Origin of the sequence: Actinoplanes sp. NPDC051859 (assembly GCF_044452725.1) — a bacterium.
In the GTDB taxonomy this organism is placed as follows: Bacteria; Actinomycetota; Actinomycetes; order Mycobacteriales; family Micromonosporaceae; genus Actinoplanes.
This window is the reverse complement of sequence record NZ_JBITBX010000012.1, coordinates 82,455-101,609: the sequence shown is the minus strand read 5'-3', so window position 1 is coordinate 101,609 and position 19,155 is coordinate 82,455. Positions and strand designations below refer to the sequence as shown.

Below are 19,155 nucleotides of genomic sequence, written 5' to 3'. Positions count from 1 at the left end.
CCGGTATCCACCGGGCACATCCCGGCGCAGCAGCCTCAGGCGGCGGGGATGCGCAGGTCGGCGGGTTCCGCGGGGCGGGGCGTGACCGGCACCAGCAGGGTCGGGTCGACGATGTCGAAGTAGCGGGGGCGTTCGAAGCGGCGGGCCAGCCGCAGGGCGCGGACGAGCAGACGACGGCGGGCGGTCAGGGCGTCGCGGACCAGGTCGGTGTGCACCTGGCGGGCGAGGACGACCCGGCGGCTGGTGGCGATCAGCATGACGGTGGCGGGGTCGGTGCCGTTCAGCGGTGCGGCCTGCAACTGCCTCGTGAGGTCGTTCTCGGCCGCTTCGCGCTCGTCCGGCCCGGCGTCGAGAGCGAGGCGCGCGGCGGCGTACAGCTCGACGGAGTCGAGGTGTTCACCGACCACGGCGGCCGCGGCGGCGCGGCGCAGCAGGTGGGCGTCGAGAGCGCGCGCACCTGACTGGGCCCGGACGTGGACGCGTTCCACCCGGTGGTCGGTCCAGGCGAGGTACGCCAGCACAGCCACCACCGCGAGCGCACCCAGGAGCCACCACATTCCGGGGATCGTAGTGCCTGGAGGTGTCGGAGAGTTACGTACCTTGGCGTGGTTCCGCCCACTCTTCGTCGAGGACTCGTCCGTCGGTTGCCTCTATCGCGGTGGCATATACCTCGAGTACGCGCTGGGCGACGCTGGGCCAGTCGAAAATAGTGACTACACTCCGTGCACACGTAATTAACTCAGCGCGACGATCTGGGTCGTCCAGCAACTCGCCGAGCAGCGTGCTCAGCGCGTCCGCATCGCCGTTCGGGAAGAGCGCACCGGCCCGCCCGCCGTCCAGGACCCGGCGAAACGCATCCAGGTCGCTCGCCGCGATCGTGGCACCGGCGGCCATCGCCTCGGTCAGGATCATCCCGAACGATTCGCCGCCCGTGTTCGGCGCCACATACACATCGACGCTGCGCAGCATCCGCGCCTTGTCCGCCTCGCTGACCAGACCGAGGAACTCGACCCGGTCGTGCAGGTCGGGCGGAATGTCGGAGAACAGGTCGGCACGGTCGCCCGGCCCGGCCACCAACAGGCGCAGGCCGGGCCGCTGACGGGCCAGCGTGACAAACGCCGTACGCAACAGGTCGAAGCCTTTGCGCGGCTCGGTGAAGCGGCCCAGGAAGCCCAGCGTCCCGCCCTCGCCGGGCCAGCCTGGCAGTGGTTCCGCGGTGGCGAACTTCGCCACCGCGACGCCGTTGGGAATCTCCACCGCGCCGCCGCCCAGGTGTTCGACCTGCACCTTGCGGGCAAGCTCGCTGACCGCGATCCGGGCAGTGATCTTCTCGACCACCAGCTGCAGCAGCCCCTGCGCGGCGGACAGCGCCCGCGACCGGGTCATAGCGGTGTGGAAGGTGGCGACGACCGGTCCGCGGGCGGACAGTACGGCCAGCAGCGACAGGCTCAACGTCATCGGCTCGTGCACGTGCAGGACGTCGAACCGGCCCCGCGCGAGCCACCGGCGTACCCGTGCGGTCGAGACCGGGCCGAAGGCGATCCGGGCGACCGACCCGTTGTAGGGCAGCGGCACCGCCCGCCCCGCCGGCACGACGTAGGGCGGCAGCTCGGCGTCCTCGTCGGCGGGCGCCAGCACGCTGACCTCGTGGCCCAGCCCGATCAGCGCCTCGGCGAGGTCGACGATGTGGTTCTGCACGCCCCCCGGCACGTCGAAGGAGTACGGCGAGACGATCCCGATCCGCACGTCGACCCGCCCCTCAGACCCGGGCGCTCTGGTCGAGCCACAGTTTCTGCAGCATGTGCCAGTCCTGCGGGTGCTCGGCGATACCGGTCGCGAACGCGTCGGCGAGCAACTGGGTCATGGCCTTCACCCGGATGTCCAGCGCTCCCTCGGCGGGCGGCTCGATCCGGCGGACCCGGGCCATGGTGCGCTCCGGCGCGAACCACAGGTCGACGGCGAAGAGCGGGGCACCGGTTCGCAGCGCGAGCAACGCCGGGCCGGGCGGCATCCGGGTGCGACCGCCGAAGAACTGCACCTCGACCCCGCGGGCGGACAGGTCGCGGTCGGCGAGCAGCGCCACCGCCCAGCCCTGCTGCAGCCGCTCGGCCAGCACGTCGAGCGGGGGCCGTTCGCCGCCGGTCAGCGGGAGGACCTCCATCCCGAGCTGTTCGCGGTAGGCCACGAAGCGCTCGAAGAGCCCCTCGGGTCGCAGCCGCTCCGCGACGGTGATCATTTTGTGGCCGCTGGACACGAGCCAGGCCGCGGCCGCGTCCCAGTTGGCGACGTGCGGAAGCGCGAGGATCGCACCGTTACCGTCCGCCATGGCCGCGTGCAGCTCGTCCTCGTTGATCAGGTCGAAGCCGTCCAGGAACTGTTCCCGAGACTGCGAAGGTAGCCGGAAGGCCTCCATCCAGTACCGGGCGTACGAGCGCAGCCCGGCCCGGACCAGCTCGTCGAGCTCGGCGTCGCCCAGCTCCGGTCCGACCACCTGGCGCAGGTTGCGGCGCAGCCGTTGGGTGCCCGGCCCGTTGCCGCGCGCAGCCCGGTCGGCCGCTGTGTTGAAGACCGCCCGAGCGGCGGACAGTGGCAGCATCCGCACGAGCCGCCACCCGGCGGCGTACCCGAGCTCGGTGAGCCGGTCCTTCACGCGGCATCGCCCGTCGGCTCGGCGTCCGGGCGGTCCGAGCGGGCGGCGTGGATGAGCCGCTGGAAGACGGTGATCAGTGACAGCGCCGACAGCACCCAGAGCGCGGCCGGCAGGCCCCACTCGAGGCCGGCGCTGCCGAGCAGACCGCCCACGCCGAGGATGAGGAGCCGTTCGAGGCGTTCCGCGATGCCGACGTCGGCGTTGAGGCCGAGGCTCTGCGCGCGGGCCTTCACGTACGACACGACCTGGCCGCCGACGAGGCTGATCAGCGCCGCCCAGACCCCGCCGTACGGGTTGCCCTCGGTGGCGAGGTAGTAGACGACCGCGCCGAAGACCGCACCGTCGGCGAGTCGGTCCATTGACGAGTCGAGCAGGGCGCCGAACTTGCCCGCGGGGCCGCGCATGCGGGCCATCGTGCCGTCGAGGGCGTCGGTCAGCGCACACGCGGTGACGATCACCGTGCCCCAGAAGAGCATGCCCTGGGCGCCGAACCAAGCGCCGACGAACACGCCGAGGGTGCCGGCGACGGTGACGGCGTTGGGCGTGACGCCGCAGCGCAGCAGGAAACGCGCGGTCGGGTCGACCCCGTACGCGACGACGGCACGGGCGGTAACGTTGACGATCTTTGCCATGGCCGTCCCACCATAACGGCGCCCGGCGACGCGCGGTACGGCCCCGGTCACGCGACGCCGAATCGTCACAGGGGATGCTGGTCAGGTACCCGCCCGATTACGGGGGGTTGCGCAGGCGACTGCGGTGGGTGTCAGATCCAAGGACAGCGTCGTAACAGCCGGGAAACTCACCTTCGGCACGGCCGGGTGGTGCGGCGCGCCGACCCGGGGCGACGAGGAGGTGCGGCAGAGATGGCGCAGAAGAACCAGGACAACGCGACAGGGCCGGTGGTGACCGAGCCCGGCAGAGTACGCAACGTGGTGCTGGTGGGCCACTCCGGCGCGGGCAAGACAACGCTGGTCGAGGCGCTGCTCGCGGCGACCGGCACGATTCCGCGCGCCGGCACGGTGACCGATGGCACCACGGTCTGCGATCACGATCCGGCGGCCGTACGCCAGCAGCGGTCCGTCTCGCTCGCCTGCGCCTCGGTCGTGCACGACGGGATCAAGATCAACCTCCTGGACACTCCCGGGTACGCCGACTTCGTCGGTGAACTGCGCGCTGGGCTCCGAGCAGCGGACGCCGCGCTCTTCGTCGTGTCCGCGGTCGACGGAGTGGACGACGCCACCACGGCGCTCTGGGAGGAATGCGCCGCCGTCGGGATGCCCCGCGCGGTCGCCATCACCCGGCTCGACCATCCGCGCGCCGACTACGACGGCACCTTGCAGGACTGCCAGGAGGCGTTCGGCGAGAACGTCATGCCGATCTATCAGCCGATGCTCGGCGATGACGGCACCAGCGTCGAGGGCCTGATCGGCCTGGTCACCCTGCGGGTCCTGGATTACTCGCAGGGTTACCCGCCGCGCGAGGCCGAGGCGGAGCAGGCCCATCTCAACCCGATCAAGGACGACCGCGACCTGCTCATCGAGGGAATCATCGCCGAGAGCGAGGACGAGACCCTGATGGATCGGTACGTCGCCGGCGAGCTGATCAGCACCGACACCCTGATCCCCGACCTGGAGAAAGCGGTCGCCCGGGGCAACTTCTATCCGGTCGTCCCCGTCTGCGCGGCCACCGGCGTCGGCCTCGACGCGCTGATCGACGGCCTGGCTACCAGTGCACCCTCCCCGCTGGAACACGACCTGCCTGTGGTCACCGGCATCGACGGCAGCCCCCGCCCGCCATTGACCTGCGACCCGGCCGGCCCGCTCGTCGCCGAGGTGGTCAAGACCACAATCGACCGGCACGTGGGCCGGGTCTCCCTGGTCCGGGTGTTCTCCGGCACCCTGCGGCCCGAGCTGACCGTGCACGTCTCCGGGCACGGCCTGACCGAGCGCGGCCACCCCGACCACGACGCCGACGAACGGATCGCCCACGTGTACGCGCCGCTGGGCGCGCAGCTGCGCGAGGTGCCCGCCTGCGCCGCCGGGGACATCTGCGCGATCACCAAGTCGGGCAGCGCCGAGACCGGCGACACGCTGTCCGGCAAGGACCAGCCGCTGCTCATGCAGCCGTGGACCATGCCCGAGCCGCTGCTGCCCATCGCCGTGGTCGCCAAGACCCGCTCCGACGAGGACGCCCTAGCCAAGAACCTGGCCCGGTTGGTCGCCGGCGATCCGACGCTGCGCCTGGAACGCAACCCGATCACCCACCAGCTCGTCCTCTGGTGCATGGGCGAAGCGCACGCCGACGTGGTGCTGGACCGGCTCCGCGCAGGCGGCGTCGACCTCGACACCGAGCCGGTGAAGGTCCCGCTCAAGGAGACCTTCGGCGCCGCGTCGAAGGGCCACGGCCGGCACGTGAAGCAGTCCGGCGGCCACGGCCAGTACGCCGTCTGCGACATCGAGGTGACACCACTGCCCCGCGGCTCCGGCTTCGAGTTCGTAGACAAGGTCGTCGGCGGCGCCGTCCCGCACAACTACATTCCCTCGGTGGAGAAGGGCGTCCGCGCCCAGCTCGAGAAGGGCATCGTCGCGGGCTTCCCCGTGGTCGACCTGCGGGTGACCCTGGTGGACGGCAAGGCGCACAGCGTCGACTCCTCCGACGCCGCCTTCCAGACCGCCGGTGCGATCGCCCTGAAAGAGGCCGCCGAGCAGGGGCAGATGACGCTGTTGGAGCCGGTGGACGAGATCGTGGTCCGGGTGCCCGACACCTACGTGGGCGCCGTGATGAGCGACCTCTCCGGCCGGCGCGGGCGCCCGATGGGCAGCGACACCGACGACGACGGCGAGCACAGCCTGGTCCGTGCCGAGGTCCCGGCGACCGAGCTGCTGCGGTACGCCGTCGAGCTGCGCGCGCTGACCTCGGGCTCAGGGACGTTCACGCGGGCGTACGCACGACACGAGCCGATGCCGGCCCACCTGGCCGAAGCGGTCCGCAAGGAGCACGCCGCCGCGAGGTAGGCCGTGTCAGCTCGTCGAGGCCCAGGCCTTGGCGAGCAGCTCGCGGGTGTCGCCGAGCAGCTGCGGCAGCACCTTGGTGCGGCCGATCACCGGCATGAAGTTGCCGTCGCCGCCCCACCGCGGCACCACGTGCTGGTGCAGGTGGGCGGCGATGCCGGCACCGGCCACCGCGCCCTGGTTCATGCCGAGGTTGAAGCCGTGCGGGCTGCTGGCTTTCCGGATGGTCCGCATCGCCCGCTGGGTGAACGCGGCCACCTCGGCGGTCTCCGGCCCGGTCAGGTCCGTGTAGTCGGCCACGTGCCGGTACGGGCAGACCAGCAGATGTCCCGGGTTGTACGGGTACAGGTTGAGCACCACGAACACCGTCTCGCCCCGCGCCACCACCAGGGTCTGGTCGTCCGGCAGCCCGGGTGCCACGCAGAACGGGCAGCCGGACGGTTGCTCGTAGCCGCCCTCGGGCCGGTCCGCACCGGAGATGTACGCCATCCGGTGCGGAGTCCAGAGCCGCTCGAGACCGTCCGGTTCCCCTACGTCAGTCACCCGTTCACCTTAGGCGGCAGACGGTCCCGTGTTGACCCGGGAGCGCACGACCTCGACCACGTGGGCCACGGCCTCGTCGATCGCCATGCCGTTGCGCTGCGAACCGTCGCGGTAGCGGAAGGAGACCGTGCCGCCCTGCACGTCGTCGTCCCCGGCGATCGCCATGAACGGGATCTTCTGCTGCTGGGCGGTGCGGATCTTCTTCTGCATTCGGTCGGTGGAGTGGTCGACCTCCGCCCGGATGCCTTCCTTGCGCAGCTTGGTGACGAACTCTTCCAGGTAGCCGGCGTGGTCGTCGCGGATCGGGATGCCGACCACCTGCACCGGCGCCAGCCAGGCCGGGAACGCACCCGCGTAGTGCTCGACCAGCACGCCGAAGAACCGCTCCAGGGAGCCGAACTTCGCCGAGTGGATCATTACCGGCTCCTGCCGGGTGCCGTCGGCGGCCTGGAACTCCAGGCCGAACCGGGCGGGCATGTTGAAGTCGTACTGGATGGTCGACATCTGCCAGGTCCGGCCGATCGCGTCGCGCGCCTGCACGCTGATCTTCGGACCGTAGAACGCCGCGCCGCCCGGGTCGTCCACCAGCTCCAGGCCGGACTCCCGCGCCACCTCGGCGAGGACCCGGGTGCCGGTCTCCCACTGCTCGTCCGTACCGATGAACTTGTCGCTCTTCGGGTCGCGCGTGGACAGCTCCAGGTAGAAGTCGTCGAGGCCGAAGTCGCGCAGCAGCGACAGCACGAAGTTCAGCAGGTGCTTGATCTCACCCGGGGCGTCCTCGGGGGTGACGTAGGAGTGCGAGTCGTCCTGGGTCAGGCCGCGCACCCGGGTCAGGCCGTGCACCACACCGGACTTCTCGTAACGGTAGACCGAGCCGAACTCGAACAGGCGCAACGGCAGCTCACGGTAGGACCGCCCGCGCGACCTGAAGATCAGGTTGTGCATCGGGCAGTTCATGGCCTTGAGGTAGTAGTCCGCGCCCTCCATGTGCATGGGCGGGAACATGGTGTCCGCGTAGTACGGCAGGTGACCCGACGTCTGGAACAGGGCCTCCTTGGTGATGTGCGGCGTGCCGACGTACTGGAAGCCCTCTTCGATGTGTCGCGCGCGGACGTAGTCCTCCATCTCGCGCTTGATCACGCCGCCCTTGGGGTGGAACACCACCAGGCCGCTGCCGATCTCGTCCGGGAACGAGAACAGGTCCAGCTCGGTGCCCAGCTTGCGGTGGTCGCGGCGCTCGGCCTCGGCGAGCCGGTTCAGGTACGCCTTCAGCTCGTCGCGGCTCGGCCACGCGGTGCCGTACACCCGCTGGAGCTGCGGGTTCTTCTCACTCCCCCGCCAGTAAGCGGCGGCTGAGCGCATCAGCTTGAAGGCCGGGATCATCCGGGTGCTCGGCAGGTGCGGCCCGCGGCACAGGTCGCCCCACACCCGCTCGCCGTCCTTGTTGATGTTGTCGTAGTGAGTCAGCTCCCCGGCGCCGACCGCCGCGGCCTCCGCGTCCACATCACCCTTGATGTCGACAAGTTCCAGCTTGTACGGCTCCTTGTCCAGCTCCGCCTTCGCCTCGTCGAGCGAGCCGTACTCGCGGCGCCGGAACGTCTGCCCCGCCTTGACGATCTCCTGCATCCGCTTTTCAAGCTTCGTCAGGTCCTCCGGCTGGAACGGCTTCTCGACGTCGAAGTCGTAGTAGAAGCCGTCCCGGATCGGCGGGCCGATGCCCAGCTTCGCCTCCGGGAACACGTCCTGCACGGCCTGCGCGAGCACGTGCGCGGCCGAGTGCCGCAGCACGTCCAGCCCGTCCGGCTCGTCCATCGCGACAGCGGTCACCTCAGCGTCGGCGCCGGGCGTCCAGTCCAGGTCGCGCAGCCGGCCGTCACCCTCCCGGACCACGACGATCGCCTTGGGACCGGACTGCGGAAGACCGGCGGCTGCCACCGCGTCGGCCGCCGTCGTCCCCGCCGGCACGACCAGAGCTGCGGACACGGTGGTTCTCCTTCAGTTGACGAGCAGATTCGCCCTCGATGCTAGTAGGTCCGTTTCCGCACCCTCACACGACGCGGTCACCCGATCCGGCGGTCCCGTTCCCCGTGCCGGGATTGCCGGTCGGCGTGGTGACCTGCGTCGTTCCTGGCGGATTCCCGGTCACTCTGAGTAGGCAAGCGATGCCGTTGAATGAGGAATTCGGTAACCCTTGCCAGGGGCAGTACCTTCTTCGCATGGCCACGGTGTTGCTCGTCGAGGACGACCACGTCGTGCGCGGTGCGATGCTCCGATCGCTGGCCGATCGGGGACACGCCGTGCACGCCGTTGGGACGGCGCTCGACGCCCTGCGCCGGGTGGCCGCGGAGACCCCGGACCTGGTCGTGCTCGACCTCGGCCTGCCTGACCTCGACGGCTCGGACGCGCTGCGGATGCTGCGCGGCATCACCGACGTGCCGATCATCATCGCGACCGCCCGCGACGACGAGCAGACCGTCGTGAAGCTCCTGCGGGCCGGCGCCGACGACTACATGGTCAAGCCGTTCACCGGCGCCCACCTCGACGCGCGGATCACCACGGTGCTGCGTCGGGTCGGCCGGGCTAGCCGTACCGCGCAGCCCGCCGTGCACGAGGTCGGCGACCTGCGCGTGGATGTCGGCGAGCGCAGCGCCACCCTTGCCGACGAGCAGCTGAGCCTGACTCGTAAGGAATTCGACCTGCTGGCCTACCTGGCCGCGCGCCCGGGCCGGGTGGTCTCCCGTCGTGAGCTGTTGGAGGAGGTATGGCGACAGCCGTCAGTCGGCGAGGACCAGACGATCGACGTGCATCTGTACTGGCTCCGTCGGAAACTGGGCGAGTCCGCGGCGAAACCTCGCTACCTGCGCACCGTGCGGGGGGTCGGATTCAGGTTGGTGGCCCCGGACTAAGGGCCCGCCTGGCCTGCGTCACGGCCGCTACCACCGCCGTCGCCGCGCTCGCGTTCCTCATCCCACTGGGCTGGGAGCTGCGCGGAAACCACCGGGAAGCCGCCATCGCCGCCGCCGGACAGCGCAGCGCGGCAGTGGCGGGTGCCATCGCCGCGAGTGCCCCGAAGAAGGGCATCGACGCGGCGGCCAAGGCGGCCGGGGGCGTGGTGGTGCATCCGCCCGGCACCACCCAGAACAGCCGGGTCTCCGCGGAGGAGCTGGGCGCCGCCGGTCGCGCCAAGGGAACGACCGAGGCCGGTGTGGACGGCGGCGTCGTGTTGTTACAGCCGGTGACCGTGGCCGGTAAGACCTCGGTCGTCGAAGTGTTCGTGCCCGACGCCGAGCTGGCCGCCGGCACCGCCAAGGGCTGGTGGATCCTGCTCGGCATCATGCTGGGCCTGGTCGCCGGCTCGGTGATCGTGGTGGACCGACTGGCCCGCGGCGCTGTCGCGTCGGTGCGCAACCTGGTGCACGCCGCCATGGCCGTGGGCGGCGGAGACCTGGGTGTGCGCATCCAGCCGTCCGGCCCGCGCGAGTTGGCCGAGGCCGGGTACGCCTTCAACCGGATGGCCGACCGCCTGGTCACCTCCCGCACCAGCGAGCGGGAGCTGGTCGCCGACCTGTCGCACCGGCTGCGGACGCCGCTGACCGTGCTGCGCCTCGACGCCGAGGCACTGGACCCGGACGACACCCACATCGGGGAGTTCTCGGCAGCAGAGCTGGACCGCCGGCGCGGCATTCGGCGCATCCGCCAGGCGATCGTCACCCTGGAAGGCGAGGTCGACCAGCTGATCAACACCACGCGGGCCGCGGTCGCGGCGCAGGTGGCGGACGCACCAGAAGAGGGCCTGTCCGACGCCGCCGAGGTGGTCCGGGACCGGATGGTGTTCTGGTCTGCCCTGGCCGGCGACCAGAATCGGCAATACCGGGTGGTCGGCGCCCAACTGCGCATCCCGGTGCCGGTGGCCCGCGCGGAACTCGCGGCCGCTCTGGACGCGGTGTTGGGCAACGTCTTCCGGTACACCCCGCAGGGCACCGCGTTCGAGGTCAGCCTGTCGCGCCGCGACGGCTGGGTGGCGCTGCGGATCGACGATGCCGGCGCCGGCATCGACGATCCCGAGAAGGCCATGCAGCGCGGGCAGAGTGAGCAGGGTTCGACCGGGCTGGGCCTGGACATCGCCCGGCGGGCCGCGCAGGCCGCGGGCGGCTCGGTCAGCCTGGCCCGGGCCGGTCTCGGCGGGGCCAGCGTGGTGATGCTGCTCGCCGACGCCGACGCGCCGCCCAAGCAGGCGAGTCGGTTCGGGCTGGTGGGTCGGCTGTCTCGGGAACGCGACCCGGCGAAGCGCAAATGGCCGCATCAGCGTACGGATGACGCGTGAAACGGCCCCGGCGGAACCGCGACCAGCGGTTACCCCGGAGGGTAGAAGTATTGCTTAGATCTGCATTAAGGGCGTTCCGCCGGACGAATCGGTCTGTCAGGCTCGAGCCCGATCCCATCCGGCTTGCCGACCGGCGCAGCCCTTGGCGGTGGGAGGTGGTAAACCCGTGACCCCCTCCCATCGCGCTCCCGAAGCACGAGGAGGCGGTTTGCCCGCGCACCGACGGCCCGCGACGCCCGGGGAGGCGCCGACCCGGCGGCGCTCAGCCCCCGGCCGCGGCCGCCGGAAAGGGCCGACGACCTCGCGCCGGCTTCTGCTGGTGTTGTTGGGCGTCACCCTGCTCGGTGTGGGCGGCGTCGTCGTCCCGACCCTGTTCTCGGCCGACGACAACCGCGACCCGCTCACCTACACCTCGCTGCCGGCCACCGATCCCAGCCGCGGCATGGTCTATGTCGGCCTGGTCCCCGCCCGGCCGGACGCGCTCTGCGCGGGCACGTTCGAGATCGACGACGAGACCTGCACCCACGGGCCGGATCCGGCACCCACCTGGCTGACGGTCGCCCGGGATGTCAACCCGGTGACCGGCAAGTGGGTGGAGCCGCAGCAACCCCAACGCGAGACCGCCGCGGTGCCGCAGGACGCGGACATCGTCCGAGACGAAGGCGGCAACTCCCTCACCGCGGGCGCGCCCGCGCTGATCCCCGACGCCGCACCGGGCCAGGCCGACTTCATCATGGGTACGCACGGCGTGGCCTGCGACGGCGACGGCCGCTCCGGCAACCGCATCCAGCCGCTGTACCTGCACGAGTTCGGCACCCCGAGCCGCTTTGCGGAGTATCTGGACTCGCTGCGCGCCTGGGCGGCCGGCGCCGACGGGATCTTCGACGCCAGCGCTGCCGAGACGGGCGGCTCGCGACACCTCCGGTACGTGACCACGCCGCAGTGCCAGGTCGACGTCGCCGAGGTGCAACTTCCCGCGGGCGGACTCACGACCTTCCCGCAGACCATCGCCGAGCTGCAGAAACTCGGCTACAACCGCAACGACCGCAAATATCTGATCTTCGCGGACACCAACGTGTACTGCGGCATCGGCACGTACATCGCCGACAACCGGCCGGGACTCGGCAACCGCAACAACGGCGGACCGTCGTACGGCCGGGTCGACTCGGGCTGCTGGAGTTCCACGGTGGCCGCCGTCGAGACGACCCACATGCTGGGCGCACTGCTGCGTGACTCCCCCAACTCGACCGGCGTGGGCAGCTGCACCGACGGCCACGATCCGCTCTGCTATCCCGACCGCTCCGGCAAGGCGATGCGGACGGTGTGCCCGGAGCGGCCGGAGATCCGCCTCGACTGCGGGCACGACGACTACTTCAGCACCGATCCGAAGCCGAACAGCTACCTCGCCAAGAACTGGAACGTGGCGCAGAGCGAGTTCCTCCTGCGCAGTGACGGCGGCGACGAGCCGACGGGTGCCCCGGACGCCGCCACCAAGGCACCCGCGACTCCGGCCGCCACGACGGCGCCCGAGACCCCGCAGTCCCGGGTCTCCGCCGCGGTCACCGAGACCCCGGCGACCGGCGGCGACGAGTCAGACGGTGGCGGCGACGCGCCGGTCGCGCAGGTGCCGGTGTCCGCGCCGATCATCCGGACCGCGAACCAGGCGGCCGCCCGGGCCGTGCAAGCCGTGCTCGAAGTCCGCGAGCCGTCCAGTACCTCGGTGCGGCTCACCTGGAGCGCGGCGGCACCGCAAGCGCAGTACGACGTGGAGGTCGACGGTAAGAAGGTCGCGACCACGGGGGCAACCCGGGCGCGGCTGATCGGGTTGCGGCCGGACACCAAGTACGAGGTGACCATCCGCAGTACCGCCGGTTACGCCGCCAAGGCCGTCGCTCAGTCGGCGCCGGCGGCCCGCCCGGCGGCCAACACCTGGTTCGTGCTGCGGAACTCGCTGACCGGCGGGGCCGCCGACCTGTACGCGGCCCGCACCGCGGACGGCACCCCGGTCACTCTTGGCGGCGCGGACGGCGGCTCGCAGCAGCAGTGGAAACTCATCCCCGCTGGAACAGACACGTACTCGCTGCAGTCGCGGGCGACGAACAAGTGTGTCGTCCCGCTCGGCGGCAACCCGGTTGCCGGGGCGCCGCTGGTGCAGGGCGACTGCGCGGGTCCCGGCCGGTGGAAGTTGTTCGCCGCCGACTACGGCTTCAGCCTGCGGACCATTGCGGGTGATCTGACCGCCGGGGTGGGCGCTCAGCGCTTCGGTGCGGCCCGGCTGCTCGTGCTGCAACCCCCGGAGCAGGCCCGGCACCAGAGTTGGACGGCGGTGCCCGGCTAGGGCCGGGGCGAGGGAGAGACGATGCTCGATACAGACGTACGGACCCGGCCGGAGACGGACGAGGACGAGCGCAAGCCGTTCAATCGGCGCCGTGCCGTCCGCGTGGTGGCGATCCTGACGATCGGCATCCTCGCGGTGTTGGCGATCTGGCAGGACCCGCTCTACGCGGACCGCTTCTGACCGTGCCGTACGCGCCGGCGCTGTCCGACGCGTACGACAGGCAGGTCAGGCGTTGGCAGCGGTGTAGTCGCCGATCTCCGCGAGCAGCTTCTCCTTGGCCGCGTGCGGCAGGAACGACGCGCTGACCGCCGTCTTCGCGAGGTCTGCCACGCCGGCCGCGTCGAGGTCGAGCAGGTGCGCCGCGACGGCGTATTCCTCTTCGAGTGTGGTGCCGAACATCGGCGGGTCATCCGAGTTGATGGTGACTGGCACTCCGGCGGCGACCAGGGCCGGCAGCGGGTGTTCCTCGATCGATGCCACCGCCCGGGTCCGGACGTTCGACGTGGGGCACACCTCGAGCGTGATCCGGTGGTCGGCGAGGTAGGCCATGAGCTGCGGGTCCTGCGCGGCGGCGATGCCGTGGCCGATCCGCTCGGCGCCGAGGTCGCGCAGCGCGTCCCAGATGGTGCCTGGGCCGGTGGTCTCGCCGGCGTGCGGAACGCTGTGCAGCCCGGCCGCCCGTGCCTTGTCGAAGTATGGCTTGAACTGCGGCCGCGGCACCCCGATCTCCGGCCCGCCCAGCCCGAAGCTGACCAGCCCGTCCGGCCGCTCCTCGAGCGCGATCCGCAGCGTCTCCTCCGCGGCGGCGAGGCCGGCCTCGCCGGGGATGTCGAAGCACCAGGCGAGGTCGATGCCGAAGTCGCGGGCCGCCGCGGCGCGAGCGTCCTCGATGGCCGCGCACAGTGCCGGAGCCGGGATGCCGCGCTTCACATGCGAGTACGGCGTGACGGTCAGTTCGGCGTACCGGACCTGCTGGCGGGCCAGTTCCCGGGCGACCTCGTAGGTGAGCGTGCGCACGTCTTCGTCGTCGCGGACGAGGTCGACGACGCTGAGGTAGACCTCGATGAAGTGGGCGAAGTCGCGGAACGCGAAGTAGTCGGCGAGCGCGCCGGGATCGGCCGGGACGGGCGAGTCGCCCTCGTGCCGGGCCGCCAACTCGGCGACGATGCGCGGCGAGGCCGAGCCGACGTGGTGCACGTGCAGCTCGGCCTTCGGCAGGCCGGCGATGAACGAGGCCAGCTCGGTCACGTTTCCTCCTGGAGTTGGGCCACGACGAAGATGCGGCGGAAGGGGAATGCCACCCGTCCGCTCCGGGCAGGGTAGACCGCTGCCAGCTTCGCATCGAGTGTGGCCCGGAAGGAGCGCCACGCCGTGTCGTCGAGTGCGGCCTTGACGGGGCGCAGGGCGGTGCCCTCCATCCACCGCAGGACCGGGTGGTCGGCGCCGTCCGCGGCGAGCAGGTGCACGTACGTCGTTTCCCACGCGTCCACCCGCGCGCCCTCGGCGAGGAGACGGGCCGCATATCCGCCGGCGTCGTCGACCGGCGCCTCCCGCACGATGTCACCGAGCACCGCGGCGTACGGCTCGGTGGCGGCGACTTCGCGGAGCAGTCGGTGCGAGGGGGCGGCGAAGTTGCCGGGGACCTGCATGGCGAACCAGGCGCCGGGCGGCAGCGCGCGAGCCCACCGGGTGATGAGTTCTTCGTGGCCGGGGACCCATTGCAGGGCGGCGTTGGTGACGATGACGTCGGTGTCCGGCTCGGGTTGCCACTGGGCGAGGTCACCGAGGTGGTAGTCGACTCGGGTGCCCTGCGCGGCGGCATTGGCGATCATCTCTACGGAGGAGTCGAGGCCGGTGATCCGGGCGGCGGGCCAGCGGGTGGCGAGGGTTTCGGTGAGCTCGCCGGAGCCGCAGCCGAGGTCGGCGACGGCGCGCGGGTGCTCAGTGCCGACCCGGGAGATCAGGTCGACGAACGGACGGGACCGCTCGGTGTCGAAGCGGTGGTAAACGGCGGGATCCCACATTGGTTTCCTCCAAACCGTACGTACGTCTTTTTTTGGAAGCGTACCACCGGACGGTTAGGCTGACGATGTGGAAGAACAAGCGGACTCGGGGACGCCGATGCCGGGCTGGCCCTGGCTCACCGGCGGACTGCTCGCCCTCGTGGTGGGCGTCCTCTGGACGGCACAGGGTCTGGATCTGACCCACGACAGCGTCCTCAGCGACGTCTTCGCCATGGCCCTGATCGGTCCGGCCGTAGCGGCAGCGGGCCTCGCCGCCCTGGTACTCGGGGTGCGGATCCGCGCCCACGCGAAGCGCACTGCCCACAAGGGAACGTCGACATAGAAGTCGACCCCGCGTCCTGAGGAACCAGAACGCGGGGTCTTCTCTCTAGAGCCGATCTCCGGCCAGGCGATCGGCTGCCGGCAACAGCCGGCCGGTAGGTCTCAGAGGGGGCGAACCTGCTCCGCCTGCGGGCCCTTCTGGCCCTGGGCGATCTCGAACTCGACCCGCTGGTTCTCTTCCAGAGTGCGGTAGCCGCTCGTCTGGATGGCCGAGAAGTGGACGAACACGTCAGCACCCCCGCCGTCGACGGTGATGAAGCCGAAGCCCTTGTCTGCGTTGAACCACTTCACGGTTCCTTGCGCCATGCTGAACTCTCCTTCTGAAAATGCCGGCCCGGTGATGCGGGGCCGATGGTCGTTTTCGAGCAGCGGTGCCGCGAACGGCCTTTCAGAAGGAGCGGTCTCCGGCAGAAGACCTACCACCTGAACCACGTACATGAAAACTGGGCACACTGTACCCGAAGAAGGGCCTGGAAAGCTTCCCCTTGACCGAAATCCCATTGACCGCTACCCACGTCCAAAAGGCCCCCGACAACGCCGGGGGCCTCGATGGATGTCGATACAGTCGACTCGGTTCAGTCCGGCCAGGAGCCGGTAATCTTGCGGACTCCCGCGGCCCCGCCCCGATCGACGAGCGCCTTCACCGTCGCGAAGATCGCGCCCTGCAGGGCCGCGGCAGCGAGCACCTCACCCCAACCGCGGTCCTCATCGGTGGCGTTAGGAGCGTCGTCGTCCCCGGCGGCCAATCGCCAGACCTCTTTGAACAAGAAGCCAGCCAGAGCACCAGCACCGACACCCAGCAGCAGACCCACCGGCTTGTAGGCGACCTTCTGCAGCTTGCTGCTCACCGGCGCCGCCCCCGCACGATCAGGATGACGCCGACCAGCGCCACGCCCGCGGCGAGCACCGCCGCCAACGGGATCGGGTTGCGCTGCACCTGATCACGGGCCTCGTACGCCTTGTCGATCGCGCCGGTCTCGCGCACCTTGTCGATGGCGGGAGCGACCTTGTCACCGGCCTGTGCCGTGGCTGACCGCACCTTGTCAGATGCCACGGCCGCAGCGGTCGCCGCCGCGTCGCGCACCTTCTCGGTCGCCTCGTGCACCTGAGCCTTCGCCTTCGCCTTGGTGATCTCGACCTGCTCCTTCGCCCGCGCCTTCACGTCCGCCTTCGCGGCGAGCGCCTGGACCGTCTCGCCCAGCTCCGCACGGGTCTGCTTGATGTCCGCACGAAGTGCGTCCACGTCGGGCTTGGTCCCCGATCCACCGTTCTTGTCGCTCATGCCCGGCTCCTCGCGTTCCTGATCGCATGCTTAACCTCGTCGACATCCGCCTTCGCACTCTCGATGGCGGACTTCGGCTCCGGAGGAACCGCCTGGGTCACCTGCTTCTTGCCGAGCAGCGCCAGAACGCCCGCACCGGCGAAGAGCACCACGGTGATGATCAGAGCAGCGAGCCACAGCGGCAGGAAGAGGTCCAGCACGACGATCAGAGTGGCGACGAGCGCGCCCACGCCGTACAGGGCGAGCACACCACCCCCGCCGAACAGACCCACACCGATGCCGGCGTGCTTGCCCTTCTCCGCGAGCTCCGCCTTGGCGAGTGCGATCTCGTCCCGGACGAGGCGGGAGATCTGCTCGCTCGCCTTCTGCACCAGTTCCGAGGTGGACTGGTCGGTCCCCGGACGGGCCGGGCTACCGTTCAGGACATCGGCCATGGTGTCCTCCTTTCCCTGAACCGCTGTATGCCCTGCCCAGGGGAGAATCAATCCTCGGTTCGCCAGACAGGTCAGCGGGCAGGAACGACCGCCACCGGACGCTCCATAGCGGCGGCCGGATCCTGCTCATTGTCGTCCGGTCCGGAGAAAGCCGCTGCCCTTTCGTCCCCGTCATCCGGCCCACTGAAAACTCGGGCGTCGTCGGCGGGCTCGGCATCGTGCGCCGCAGCACCGTCGAGCCGCGCAGAAAGACGCCGATCCTGACGGTCGAAGCCCACGTCGGCCCGATTCCGGGGCAGCGCGTCGCGCCGGTGCACGAAGATCCAATCGACCAACCGCTCCCGCACCAGGCAGCGCAGGTCCCACAGCGAGCCCGCGTCGTGCGCGCTCATCAGGGCCCGTAGCCGGATCATGCCGCCGACCGCCTCAGTCACCTGGAGCACGCAGACCCGGCCGTCCCACAGCTCAGTGCCTTCACACACCGTCCGCAACTCGGCGCGCAGCGATTCCACCGGCGCCGACCAGTCCACGTCGATCTCCGCGGTGCCCAGCACGGCCGAACCGGTCCGAGTCCAGTTTTGGAACGGCTTGGTGGTGAAGTACGACGTCGGCAGGATAAGCCGCCGATCGTCCCAGATCTGCACGGCCACGTACGTCAGGGTCAACTCCTCGATGCGACCCCATTCGCCCTCGACCACCACGACGTCGTCGATCCGCACCGCGTCGCTGAAAGCAAGCTGGAGCCCGGCGAACACGTTGCCCAGCGTGCTCTGCGCGGCCAGCGCGGCGATCACCGAGATCAGGCCGGCCGAGGCGAGCACGCTGGCCCCGAGCGCCCGTACGCCCGGAAAGGTCATCAGCACCACGCCGAGCGTGATCACTACGATGGCGGCCACGGTGACCCGGCGCAGCATCTGCACCTGGGTCTTGAGCCTGCGCGCCTTCATGTTGTCCGGCACGTCGATCCGCCACTTGGCGAGCGCCACGTCCTCGACCACGAGCAGCAGCGCACCGACCAGCCAGGCCGCGGAGGCGATCACCAGGATCACCAGGGTGTGCAGGACGGCGCTGCGGCCCGGGAAGTTGCCCGCGAAACCACGAACGGCCACCTGCACGGCAAAAACCGTGGCGGTGGCCAGGAACGGGCGATGCGCAGTAGTTGCCAGGTCGCACAGCAGAGCCGAGCGCCTACCTAGGCGCTTCGTCACAGCATGGGCGGACTCGACGAGCAGAATGGCCGCACCCGCCGCCACGACGACGGCGAGCAGGGCGCTCAGAAGGCTGGTCACGGTTCCCTCTCCTCACCAGGGTTCGTTGCCAGCGATCCAGCTTGCCCCGCCCGCCCTTGGGTTCAACCCTCGTCGGGATAGGTCAGACTTTCATCACACCTTGCGGTACCGGGTCTGGAAGAAGCAGTAGATGCCGAATGCAGCGATGCCGAGCGCGATCAGAGCCAGCAGCCACTTGCCGTACGGCTGCCCGGCCAGCGTCTTCAGCGCCGCGTCGAGGCCGCGGGCCTTCTCGGGGTCGTAGTTCACCGCGGCGGTCACGATCAGGCCGCCCGAGATGGCGTACGCGACACCCTTGCTGGAGTAGCCCGCAATGCCGAGCCGCTGGGTGGTCTTGCGCACCTTGGCGTTCATCTCCTGGGTGTTCAGGTGCTTCTCGAACTTCTTCTTGACGCCGTAGATCACCAGCCCGACGCCCACGCCGAAAACGACGACGCCGACAAGTCCCACCAGGAACCGGCCACCGGAGCTGTCCATCAGGCTGGAGGCGCTCTGCTGGGAGCTGTCGCCGCTGGAGGCGTTGGCGCCGCTCAGCACCTTGATGCCGATCCAGGCGAAGTAGAGGTAGAGGATCGTGCGGCAACCGGAGATGAAGCGCTCGGCGATCGCGGTCTTGTCCTGCTCGCCACTCTGCCCGATGGCCGCCTCGAACGCCTGCCACAAGGCCAGCCCGATCATGCCCACGATGGTGATGACGACGAGCGTCTTGCCCATCGGCTGCTGCGCGAGCGTCTGCAGGGCACCCGACTGGTCGCCGTCCCCGGACCGCCCGCCGAAAGCGAGCTGCAGGGCGATCCAGGCAAAAATCAGATGGATGATTCCGTACGCGACGAAGCCGCCGCGGGCCAGGTATTCGAGGGGCTTGCTTTCGGCCGCGCGCGAGGCCGTGTTGCGCACATGTGAGGAGGCTGTCATAGCCGTACATGTGACCGGCGACGA

General features: G+C 70.2%; 20 protein-coding genes. 6 read left to right on the top strand and 14 right to left on the bottom strand.

Translation table 11 applies throughout. The annotated features are described in order from the left end of the window. Positions 1 to 35: 35 nt before the first annotated feature. Genes ACIA1L_RS27055 through pgsA form a run of 4 tightly spaced genes read right to left on the bottom strand, consistent with a single transcriptional unit; the run spans position 36 to position 3,282 of the window. Positions 36 to 566: a hypothetical protein gene (locus ACIA1L_RS27055; RefSeq protein WP_396075885.1), complete on the bottom strand. Its 531-nt coding sequence runs from the start codon at positions 564 to 566 to the stop codon at positions 36 to 38. Positions 567 to 591: 25 nt separating this feature from the next. Further along, positions 592 to 1,746 carry a glycosyltransferase family 4 protein gene (locus tag ACIA1L_RS27050; RefSeq protein ID WP_396075772.1) on the bottom strand — a complete coding sequence of 385 codons (1,155 nt, stop codon included), beginning with the start codon at positions 1,744 to 1,746 and terminating at the stop codon, positions 592 to 594. Between the two features lie 13 nt (positions 1,747 to 1,759). Continuing rightward, positions 1,760 to 2,596, bottom strand: coding sequence for a phosphatidylinositol mannoside acyltransferase (locus ACIA1L_RS27045; protein WP_396075884.1), 837 nt, complete (start codon positions 2,594 to 2,596; stop codon positions 1,760 to 1,762). Positions 2,597 to 2,646: 50 nt separating this feature from the next. Continuing rightward, positions 2,647 to 3,282, bottom strand: coding sequence for a phosphatidylinositol phosphate synthase (gene pgsA / locus ACIA1L_RS27040; protein WP_396075771.1), 636 nt, complete (start codon positions 3,280 to 3,282; stop codon positions 2,647 to 2,649). Positions 3,283 to 3,513: 231 nt separating this feature from the next. On the opposite strand from pgsA, the gene ACIA1L_RS27035 reads away from it, so the two are divergent. Further along, positions 3,514 to 5,664, top strand: a complete 2,151-nt coding sequence (locus ACIA1L_RS27035) for an elongation factor G-like protein EF-G2 (protein WP_396075770.1) — start codon at positions 3,514 to 3,516, stop codon at positions 5,662 to 5,664. 6 nt (positions 5,665 to 5,670) lie between these two features. Here the strand turns inward: ACIA1L_RS27035 and ACIA1L_RS27030 are convergent, their stop codons facing one another. Together ACIA1L_RS27030 and thrS are read right to left on the bottom strand one after the other, a co-directional pair. Next, complete coding sequence (locus ACIA1L_RS27030; RefSeq protein ID WP_396075883.1) at positions 5,671 to 6,150, bottom strand: HIT family protein; 480 nt, start codon at positions 6,148 to 6,150, stop codon at positions 5,671 to 5,673. Positions 6,151 to 6,213: 63 nt separating this feature from the next. Next, on the bottom strand, positions 6,214 to 8,187 hold the full coding sequence (gene thrS / locus ACIA1L_RS27025; protein WP_396075769.1) for a threonine--tRNA ligase: 1,974 nt from the start codon (positions 8,185 to 8,187) through the stop codon (positions 6,214 to 6,216). A gap of 233 nt (positions 8,188 to 8,420) precedes the next feature. Between thrS and ACIA1L_RS27020 the strand changes: the two genes are divergently transcribed. The 4 genes from ACIA1L_RS27020 (at position 8,421) to ACIA1L_RS27005 (ending at position 13,046) form a co-directional block, all read left to right on the top strand. After that, complete coding sequence (locus ACIA1L_RS27020; RefSeq protein ID WP_396075768.1) at positions 8,421 to 9,110, top strand: response regulator transcription factor; 690 nt, start codon at positions 8,421 to 8,423, stop codon at positions 9,108 to 9,110. A gap of 8 nt (positions 9,111 to 9,118) precedes the next feature. After that, positions 9,119 to 10,528: an ATP-binding protein gene (locus ACIA1L_RS27015; protein WP_396075882.1), complete on the top strand. Its 1,410-nt coding sequence runs from the start codon at positions 9,119 to 9,121 to the stop codon at positions 10,526 to 10,528. 208 nt (positions 10,529 to 10,736) lie between these two features. After that, entirely contained in the window at positions 10,737 to 12,866 is a 2,130-nt protein-coding gene (locus ACIA1L_RS27010) for an RICIN domain-containing protein (protein ID WP_396075767.1), read from the top strand. A gap of 21 nt (positions 12,867 to 12,887) precedes the next feature. Further along, a complete protein-coding gene (locus ACIA1L_RS27005) occupies positions 12,888 to 13,046 on the top strand; it encodes a hypothetical protein (protein WP_396075766.1) in 159 nt (52 codons plus the stop codon). A gap of 45 nt (positions 13,047 to 13,091) precedes the next feature. Here the strand turns inward: ACIA1L_RS27005 and ACIA1L_RS27000 are convergent, their stop codons facing one another. Together ACIA1L_RS27000 and ACIA1L_RS26995 are read right to left on the bottom strand one after the other, a co-directional pair. Continuing rightward, positions 13,092 to 14,114 (bottom strand): adenosine deaminase, encoded by a 1,023-nt coding sequence (locus ACIA1L_RS27000; RefSeq protein WP_396075765.1) that lies wholly within the window; start codon positions 14,112 to 14,114, stop codon positions 13,092 to 13,094. Continuing rightward, positions 14,111 to 14,890, bottom strand: coding sequence for a trans-aconitate 2-methyltransferase (locus ACIA1L_RS26995; RefSeq protein ID WP_396075764.1), 780 nt, complete (start codon positions 14,888 to 14,890; stop codon positions 14,111 to 14,113). Before ACIA1L_RS26995 ends, ACIA1L_RS27000 begins: the two co-directional genes overlap by 4 nt. Before the next feature lie 67 nt (positions 14,891 to 14,957). On the opposite strand from ACIA1L_RS26995, the gene ACIA1L_RS26990 reads away from it, so the two are divergent. Continuing rightward, a complete protein-coding gene (locus ACIA1L_RS26990) occupies positions 14,958 to 15,212 on the top strand; it encodes a hypothetical protein (RefSeq protein ID WP_396075763.1) in 255 nt (84 codons plus the stop codon). A 101-nt stretch (positions 15,213 to 15,313) separates the two neighbouring features. Here ACIA1L_RS26990 and ACIA1L_RS26985 read toward each other — a convergent pair whose 3' ends face one another. From ACIA1L_RS26985 to ACIA1L_RS26960, 6 genes are all read right to left on the bottom strand, one after another. Further along, positions 15,314 to 15,517, bottom strand: a complete 204-nt coding sequence (locus ACIA1L_RS26985; RefSeq protein ID WP_011905669.1) for a cold-shock protein — start codon at positions 15,515 to 15,517, stop codon at positions 15,314 to 15,316. 269 nt (positions 15,518 to 15,786) lie between these two features. Further along, on the bottom strand, positions 15,787 to 16,059 hold the full coding sequence (locus ACIA1L_RS26980; protein WP_396075762.1) for a DUF4235 domain-containing protein: 273 nt from the start codon (positions 16,057 to 16,059) through the stop codon (positions 15,787 to 15,789). Next, entirely contained in the window at positions 16,056 to 16,493 is a 438-nt protein-coding gene (locus tag ACIA1L_RS26975; RefSeq protein ID WP_396075761.1) for a DUF3618 domain-containing protein, read from the bottom strand. The genes ACIA1L_RS26980 and ACIA1L_RS26975 overlap by 4 nt, the downstream gene beginning before the upstream one ends. Next, a complete protein-coding gene (locus ACIA1L_RS26970; protein WP_396075760.1) occupies positions 16,490 to 16,927 on the bottom strand; it encodes a phage holin family protein in 438 nt (145 codons plus the stop codon). The genes ACIA1L_RS26975 and ACIA1L_RS26970 overlap by 4 nt, the downstream gene beginning before the upstream one ends. Before the next feature lie 71 nt (positions 16,928 to 16,998). Continuing rightward, the gene (locus ACIA1L_RS26965) at positions 16,999 to 18,216 is read right to left on the bottom strand and encodes a mechanosensitive ion channel family protein (protein WP_396075759.1); all 1,218 of its coding nucleotides are present in this window, start codon (positions 18,214 to 18,216) and stop codon (positions 16,999 to 17,001) included. A 93-nt stretch (positions 18,217 to 18,309) separates the two neighbouring features. Then, complete coding sequence (locus ACIA1L_RS26960; RefSeq protein ID WP_396075758.1) at positions 18,310 to 19,131, bottom strand: DUF1206 domain-containing protein; 822 nt, start codon at positions 19,129 to 19,131, stop codon at positions 18,310 to 18,312. Positions 19,132 to 19,155 lie beyond the last annotated feature (24 nt).

Excerpts from the sequence above, each read along its gene's own strand:
- ACIA1L_RS27045 (WP_396075884.1), bottom strand. The coding sequence starts at position 2,596 with ATGCTGCCACTGTCCGCCGCTCGGGCGGTCTTCAACACAGCGGCCGAC.
- pgsA (WP_396075771.1), bottom strand. The coding sequence starts at position 3,282 with ATGGCAAAGATCGTCAACGTTACCGCCCGTGCCGTCGTCGCGTACGGG.
- ACIA1L_RS27035 (WP_396075770.1), top strand. The coding sequence starts at position 3,514 with ATGGCGCAGAAGAACCAGGACAACGCGACAGGGCCGGTGGTGACCGAG.
- ACIA1L_RS27030 (WP_396075883.1), bottom strand. The coding sequence starts at position 6,150 with ATGGCGTACATCTCCGGTGCGGACCGGCCCGAGGGCGGCTACGAGCAA.
- ACIA1L_RS27020 (WP_396075768.1), top strand. The coding sequence starts at position 8,421 with ATGGCCACGGTGTTGCTCGTCGAGGACGACCACGTCGTGCGCGGTGCG.
- ACIA1L_RS27005 (WP_396075766.1), top strand. The coding sequence starts at position 12,888 with ATGCTCGATACAGACGTACGGACCCGGCCGGAGACGGACGAGGACGAG.
- ACIA1L_RS26995 (WP_396075764.1), bottom strand. The coding sequence starts at position 14,890 with ATGTGGGATCCCGCCGTTTACCACCGCTTCGACACCGAGCGGTCCCGT.
- ACIA1L_RS26985 (WP_011905669.1), bottom strand. The coding sequence starts at position 15,517 with ATGGCGCAAGGAACCGTGAAGTGGTTCAACGCAGACAAGGGCTTCGGC.
- ACIA1L_RS26975 (WP_396075761.1), bottom strand. The coding sequence starts at position 16,493 with ATGAGCGACAAGAACGGTGGATCGGGGACCAAGCCCGACGTGGACGCA.
- ACIA1L_RS26970 (WP_396075760.1), bottom strand. The coding sequence starts at position 16,927 with ATGGCCGATGTCCTGAACGGTAGCCCGGCCCGTCCGGGGACCGACCAG.
- ACIA1L_RS26960 (WP_396075758.1), bottom strand. The coding sequence starts at position 19,131 with ATGACAGCCTCCTCACATGTGCGCAACACGGCCTCGCGCGCGGCCGAA.